4 protein-coding genes are annotated in these 3,105 nt (G+C 64.9%); 2 read left to right on the forward strand and 2 right to left on the reverse strand.

What is annotated here, in order from left to right; translation table 11 throughout:
- Positions 1 to 532 (forward strand): SDR family NAD(P)-dependent oxidoreductase (locus EOA29_RS30600; protein WP_127222046.1); only part of this gene is annotated, 532 nt, incomplete at its 5' end.
- A 375-nt stretch (positions 533 to 907) separates the two neighbouring features.
- Here the strand turns inward: EOA29_RS30600 and EOA29_RS30605 are convergent.
- The gene (locus tag EOA29_RS30605; RefSeq protein ID WP_126092458.1) at positions 908 to 1,507 is read right to left on the reverse strand and encodes a LysE family translocator; all 600 of its coding nucleotides are present in this window, start codon (positions 1,505 to 1,507) and stop codon (positions 908 to 910) included.
- A gap of 60 nt (positions 1,508 to 1,567) precedes the next feature.
- Between EOA29_RS30605 and EOA29_RS30610 the strand changes: the two genes are divergently transcribed.
- Entirely contained in the window at positions 1,568 to 2,473 is a 906-nt protein-coding gene (locus EOA29_RS30610; RefSeq protein ID WP_189479033.1) for a LysR substrate-binding domain-containing protein, read from the forward strand.
- A gap of 226 nt (positions 2,474 to 2,699) precedes the next feature.
- Here the strand turns inward: EOA29_RS30610 and EOA29_RS30615 are convergent.
- Positions 2,700 to 3,105: dihydrofolate reductase family protein (locus tag EOA29_RS30615; protein ID WP_149994418.1), on the reverse strand; the 406-nt coding region annotated here is incomplete at its 5' end.

The following is a 3,105-nucleotide window of genomic DNA, read 5'->3' on the forward strand; positions in this document are numbered from 1 at the left end:
GGTCAATAACGCCGGCATGGGCGGCATCGAGACGGTGGCCGAAGCCGATGCCGACGCTGCCGAGCGCATGATCAAGGTCAACGTCGTTGCCTTGACGCGTTTGACCCGCGCGGTGCTGCCGGGGTTGCTTAAGCGCGACCGCGGCGCCATCGTCAACATCGCCTCGGTGGTCGCCTATGGTATCGCCGTCGGCGGCATCTACAGCGGCACCAAGGCCTATGTCGTCAACTTCACCGAAGCGCTGCAGAAGGAAGTCGCAGGCACCAAGGTGAGGGTGCAGTCCGTGGTGCCCGGACCGATCCGCACCGAGTTCTGGGACGCTTCCGGAATCAGCCTCGACCGGATCAATCAGGACTGGGTGATGAGCGCCGACGATCTGGTCGATGCGGCCCTTGCCGGGTTTGCCCAGGGCGAAACCGTCACCGCTCCGGGGCTGGCCGATGCGGCCGGGCTGGACACCTATCTCGGCGCGCGGGACCAGTTCTACGGCAGTCTGTTCGCCGCCAAGCCTGCGGCGCGCTATGCGGTCTAAGAGCTAGGCACCTCGCCGCCACCTTCGGCTACGCTATGCACGCATCTTCTGTGACTGACGTGACTGATCGGGCCGAAGCTTGATTGCCACGTGGTTCCCCCAATCCGTCGCTGCTTCGCAGCGCCACCTTTCCCCCCTCCGGAGGGAAAGGAAGGGAGCGTTGCTGGACGAGCGTCGACGGCAAAAAGCTTGGCGCCTTCCTCTACCCCGTCGATCGGGGGAGAGGTGGCTCGGCGTAGCCGAGACGGAGTGGGGGTCGACCAGCGCAGCATAAGACTATGCATGCGCCAAGCTGCCATGCACGCTATCGCCAAAGACCAGCCGCTTGGAAACGTGTGCATGCCGTAGTCCACTTTGTGGGGCGAAGAACCAGCGTCAAGCTGGCCGCCACATCTGCAGGATCGAGGCGGCCAGCAGCAGGCCAAGCACGACGTTAAGCGCGCGCCACTGCCGCTCGGTTCGGAGCAGGCGGGCGAGCAGCGTGCCGGCCACACACCACAACGACAGCGAGAGAGCCGCGGAAAGACCGAACACGGCACCGAGCAGCAGCGCAAGGTGCAGCGGGCCGTCGGCAAGCGCCGCGAAGGATGCGGCCGCGCCAAGCCCCATCGCCCAACCCTTCGGGTTCATCCACTGGATGCCGGCGCCGCCGAAAAAGCTGTTCGGCTTGGCGATGGTCACGTCGAGATTGGGCGGGCCGCTGCGGCCGATCTTCACCGCCAGCCAGATCAGATAGAGCGAGCCTGCGATCTTCATGGCGACCTGCAGCGAAGGGACGGCCGCCAGCAGTCCGGCGAGGCCGGCCGCGCCCGCCGCCGCTACCGAAGCCAGACCAGCGGCGCTGCCGGCCATCAGCGGCACCGAGCGGCGAAAGCCGAACTGCGCCCCGGATGCCGTCGACAGCGTCGTGGCGATGCCGGGCGTCGAGGTGGAGATCAGCGCGAACAGCACAAGGGGAATGATGGTTTCGGACATGCGGCTTTCCCGGTCGAAGGAAGCCGGCATGCTAGGCGCTTCGTCTCATCAGTAAATGCAATGTTTGATATGATCTGCATTAGCATCTATAATGGCGAAATGATCCGAGATCTCGATACCACGCTCATTCGTACCTTCGTCACCACGTCAGACAAGGCGAGCATGACGGCGGCAGCCAATGCGCTCAACCTCACCCAAGGTGCCGTCAGCCAGCAGATCAAGCGGCTGGAAGAGGTGCTTGGCCAGAGCCTGTTCGAGCGCGGCCGGCGTGGCTTGAGATTGACGCGCTGCGGCGAGCGGCTGCTCGACAGGGCCAAGCGCCTCTTGCAGCTCAACGACGAGATCATCGCCGAGATGGGCGGCAAGGCGGTCGCGGGCCGGGTGCGGATCGGCGTGCCGTACGATCTTGTCGGCACATTGCTTCAACCTGTGTTGAAGACCTATGCGGAAGCCCATCCACAGGTGGAAATCTCGCTGGTCTGCGCCTCCTCGCCGGAACTCGCGGCGGCGCTGGCTGCAGGGACGATCGATCTCGCCGTTATCGAGGAGCGGGCCGGCCCGACCGCCGGAGAATGCTTGGCTGTCGACCGCCTGGTCTGGGTCGGCGCCAGAGGCGGCTCGGCGCGTTTGAAGCGGCCGCTGCCGGTATCGATGGTCGCGGGCACCTGCGCCTTCCGTCCGGCGGTGCTGGCGGCGCTTGGCACCCATGGACTCGATTGGCGCACCGTGTTCGAGAACGGCAACATCGACGCCACGACGGCGACCGTGCGCTCGGACCTTGCCGTGACCACCTGGCTTGCCTCGACGGTTCCGGCCGATCTCGACATCCTGTCCGATGCCGACCTGCCGGCTCTGCCGAACTTTTCCGTCAACCTGCATCTGCCGAAGCACGCCATCGCGCCCGCGGCAGAGGCATTCGCTGCTCATATCCGCGAGGGTCTGGCGCGCTATCGTCAGGCGGCGTGAGGTAGCATCTCGCTGGAACACCTCATCCGTCTCGGCGCTGCGCGCCGATCCACCTTCTCCCACAAGGGGAGAAGGGAAGACAGCGCCGGCGTTGCAGCCAATCGTCGACGCTGGACATCTGCTGGGCCGCATGTGCCGAGCTCACCTTCTCCCCTTGTGGGAGAAGGTGGCCGAGCGAAGCTCGGTCGGATGAGGGGTGCTCCAGCTTGGTGTATGCCTCGGCCCGCTACTTCCAGTTCCGGCGCCGTTCAAGCTCGGCTTCCGAAGGCTCCTGTTGAGCAAAAGAGCCGGTGCGGATTTCGCCCGCGCGTTCATAGGTCGCCATGATGACGCCGGTGCTCGAGACCTGTGACTTGATGAGCTTGAAGGCGGCCGGCATCGCGCTATCGCCGAACAGCCGCTTGCCCTTGCCCAGCAACAGCGGGAAGGTCATCAGCCGGATCTCGTCGATCAGCCCGTTGGCGAGCAAGGTCTGGATCAGATTGCCCGATCCCTGGATAAGCAGGTCAGGTCCGTCTTCCTGTTTGAGCTGCCTCAGCCTTGCGACGACATCCGGCCCAAGCGATTGCGTGTTCTGCCAAGTGAGCGACTCCGGCCGATGCGTCGCCACATATTTGGTCGCAGGGTTGAAG

The sequence above is a fragment of the Mesorhizobium sp. M1E.F.Ca.ET.063.01.1.1 genome, from assembly GCF_003998155.1.
Taxonomy (GTDB): Bacteria; Pseudomonadota; Alphaproteobacteria; order Rhizobiales; family Rhizobiaceae; genus Mesorhizobium.

Excerpts from the sequence above, each read along its gene's own strand:
- EOA29_RS30605 (WP_126092458.1), bottom strand. The coding sequence starts at position 1,507 with ATGTCCGAAACCATCATTCCCCTTGTGCTGTTCGCGCTGATCTCCACC.
- EOA29_RS30610 (WP_189479033.1), top strand. The coding sequence starts at position 1,568 with ATGTTTGATATGATCTGCATTAGCATCTATAATGGCGAAATGATCCGA.